2 protein-coding genes are annotated in these 3,062 nt (G+C 73.5%); one reads left to right on the plus strand and one right to left on the minus strand.

Translation table 11 applies throughout. The features are described 5' to 3' along the window. Positions 1–1,555, minus strand: a 1,555-nt coding sequence (locus LCD31_RS25405) for an acyltransferase (protein WP_224962080.1), incomplete at its 3' end; no start/stop codon positions are given. A gap of 225 nt (positions 1,556–1,780) precedes the next feature. Here LCD31_RS25405 and LCD31_RS25410 point away from each other — a divergent pair. Beyond that, positions 1,781–2,983, plus strand: coding sequence for a hypothetical protein (locus LCD31_RS25410; protein ID WP_224962082.1), 1,203 nt, complete (start codon positions 1,781–1,783; stop codon positions 2,981–2,983). Positions 2,984–3,062 lie beyond the last annotated feature (79 nt).

The raw sequence follows: 3,062 nt of genomic DNA on the forward strand, positions 1-3,062 counted from the left end.
GTTCGGGCCTGGCGGGTTCGGGCCTGGCGGGTTCGGGCCTGGCGGGTTCGGGCCTGGCCGGTTCGGGCCGGACGGGTTCGGCGCGGTGGGTCGGCGGGTCGGCCCGGTGTCGGGTCTGCTCCGGCGGGCCGGCGGGCGCGGCGGCCCGCTCGAACCGGGGGTCGAGGTCGTCGCGCTCGGCGTGGGCCGGGTGGGCGGCGAGCACGGCGCGGCCGTCCCGATCCGCGCGGCCCAGGTCGTCACCACGCGCCCGGTGCCCACTCTCCCGGTGGTCGTACCGGTCGTCGTGCCCGTCCCAGCGTTCGCGGTCGTCGCGGTCGTCCCAGCGCTCGCGGTCGTCGCGGTCCTCGTCCGACCAGTCCTCCCGGTCGTCCCAGCCGTCCTCGTCGTCCCAGCCGTCCCGGTCGTCCTCGTCCGCCCAGCCGTCCTCGTCCGCCCAGCCGTCCTCCCGGCCGTCCCGCGGGCGCTGCTCGGCGGCGCGGGCGGGCCGGTCCGGCGCCACGTAGCGGCGCAGCTTCATCGTCGGGTCCTCGACGAACACCCAGGACGCCGTGCCCAGCACGTACGCGATCGGCGCCGCGCACAGCAGCATCACGTACTGGTTCGCGATCCCCGCCATCGCCAGCAGCTGCTGCACCGGGAAGCCCCACACGTACACGCCGTAGCTGCCGTTGACGAACCAGCCGGGCACCGTCAGCCGCGACGGCCAGAAGTGCCCCGCCACCACCACCGCGTAGCTCGCCACGAAGGTCATCAGGAACGACGCCGCGATGCTGTTCGGCATCGCCGCCAGCACCACCAGGCCCGCGAGCGCGGCCGTCGGCGACAACGGGACGCGGTACAGGTTCAGCACCACGCCCAGCGCGAACGCCACCAGGAACGCCACCAGCGACTCGACCGGGACGCTCAGCAGCGCACCGCCCGACTCCGCGCCCGGGATCTGCTCCAGGTGCCGGTCCCACACCACCAGCGCGACCAGCGCCGCGACCGCCAGCCAGCGCCACCGCTGCTTCGCCGCGCCCAGGAGCAGCAGCGCGTACAACCCGCCGTAGGCGAGCAGCTCCATCGGCAGCGTCCACAGCGAACCGTTCACCGCGTCCGGCCACGGGTTCGCGGTGAACACGCCGGGGAGGGTGTGCTGCAGCGTCAGCATCCCGGCGTTGTTGACGACGTAGCCCCAGGTGTCGTGCGCGGCGAAGTACTCGCGCACCGGCAGCGTCGTCACCAGCGGGCCGACGATCAGCGCCATCCCGAGGGTCACCGCCAGCATCGGCGGCCACAGCCGCAGCACCCGCTTCGCGGCGAACCGGAGCGGGTGCGGATCGCGCACCCAGCTCTCGGTGATCTGGAATCCGCTCATCGCGAAGAAACCCATGAGCACGCCCTCGTCGGGCTGCACCGGCCATTCCGGCGGGAACAGTTCTCCCGTTCCGACCAGCGGCGAGCTGTGCCCGTAGATCACGACCAGCGCACCGATCATGCGGATCCAGGCGAAACCGTGCGAGGGCTCGGCGAACCGCTCCGGATGGGCGTGGTCGACACGCTGCGTGCCCATCCGTTTCACCCCCGCGATGTCACCGTCGATCCCAGCCTCGACGCCGAGTAGCGTATCCGGTGGCACCGCGATCTCGACGCGCGTTTCGACGAGCGCGACCGCGCGCGGTTGCTCACGCCGGGCGGATCGTTATCCGGCCGGTGCATCGCGCGCACTCCTGGGGGTGCAAAATGACGATCGATCGCACATCGGCAGCGACTCGTGAAAACCGGAAAGGGCGCATCGGTGACCTGGCAAGACGAGCTGCACAACCTCGACGCCGAACTCGCGGCAGGCAGGATCTCCGCCGAGGAGTACCGCTCCCGGCGGGACGCGCTGATCGGTAGGTCGCAGGGCGGGCAATCCGGACCCGCATCCGGCGACCTCCCGCAGCAGCAGCCCGGCACGCCCTCCGGTGGCTTCCCCCAACAGGGGACCCCGCAAAGTGGTCAGCAGAGCCCGTTCCCGCCCGCGTTCAACTGGGGCGCCGCCGCGGCGCAGGGCGCGCAGGCCGCCCAGCAGCAGCCGCAGCAACCGCAGCCGTCGAACGAGTCCACGCAGGTCGTGCCGAACCCGATGGCGCAGCAGTCGGAGAGCACCCAGGTCGTCAACGTCGGCCAGCAGCAGCCGTGGGCCGGCCAGCAGCAGCCCGGCTGGAACCAGCAGCCCGGGTGGAACACCGGTGAGAAGGCCTCCCCGTGGGGCGAACCGGAGCAGCCGTCGGCCCCCGAGCACGGCGACACCAGCTGGATGCGGCAGGGCCCGGAGGTCTTCGAGGTCGGCGACGGCGGTTCGAAGGGCAAGACCATCGCGGGCATCGCGCTCGGCGCGGTGCTGCTCGTCGGCGTCATCGTCGCCGGGGTCTTCTACTTCACCTCCGGTGACGACCAGGCGGAACCGCAGCGCCCCACCGAGCAGCAGGCGCCGCCGGTGCCCACCAGCGAGCCGCTGCCGGAACCGCCCGCGCCGAAGCCCGCGCCGGCCGCCACCCCCGAGGTCCTGGTGGCCGTGCCGCCGGGCCAGCCGCACCCGTACAACGGTCCGCTGGACCGCCCGGCGCTGGAGAACAGCCCCAAGTCCGGAGTGCTGCGGGACCCGGTGCGCGCCGCCGCGCTGCAGGGCGGACTGATCGACGCGTTCTTCAGCCGCAGCGACGGGGCCGCCACCTCGGTGCTGATCGCGGTGCGGATGCCGGACCAGACCGCGGCGCAGTCGGTCGCGGAGGCCTACCTGGACGACCAGCAGGGCCTCGCCGCGGACGAGGACCTGTCGTACCGGGGCGTGGAGGTCATGACGACCGGCGGCGGCGTGTACCGCACCGCCTACGTGGCGCACGGCTGGGCGATCATCGTGGACGTGAACGCGCCGGACAAGGCGGCCGCGCAGACCGCGTTCAAGGCGCTGCTGGACCAGCAGCTCGCGCAGACGCCGCCGACCGTCCGCGACTGACGGCTCCCGAACACCGACGGCCCCCCCACCCCCGGGGGGGGGGGCGGGGCCCGGGGGGGGGGGGGGGGGGGGGGGGTTG

It is taken from the genome of Saccharopolyspora sp. 6M, from assembly GCF_020176775.1.
GTDB lineage: Bacteria > Actinomycetota > Actinomycetes > Mycobacteriales > Pseudonocardiaceae > Saccharopolyspora_C > Saccharopolyspora_C gregorii.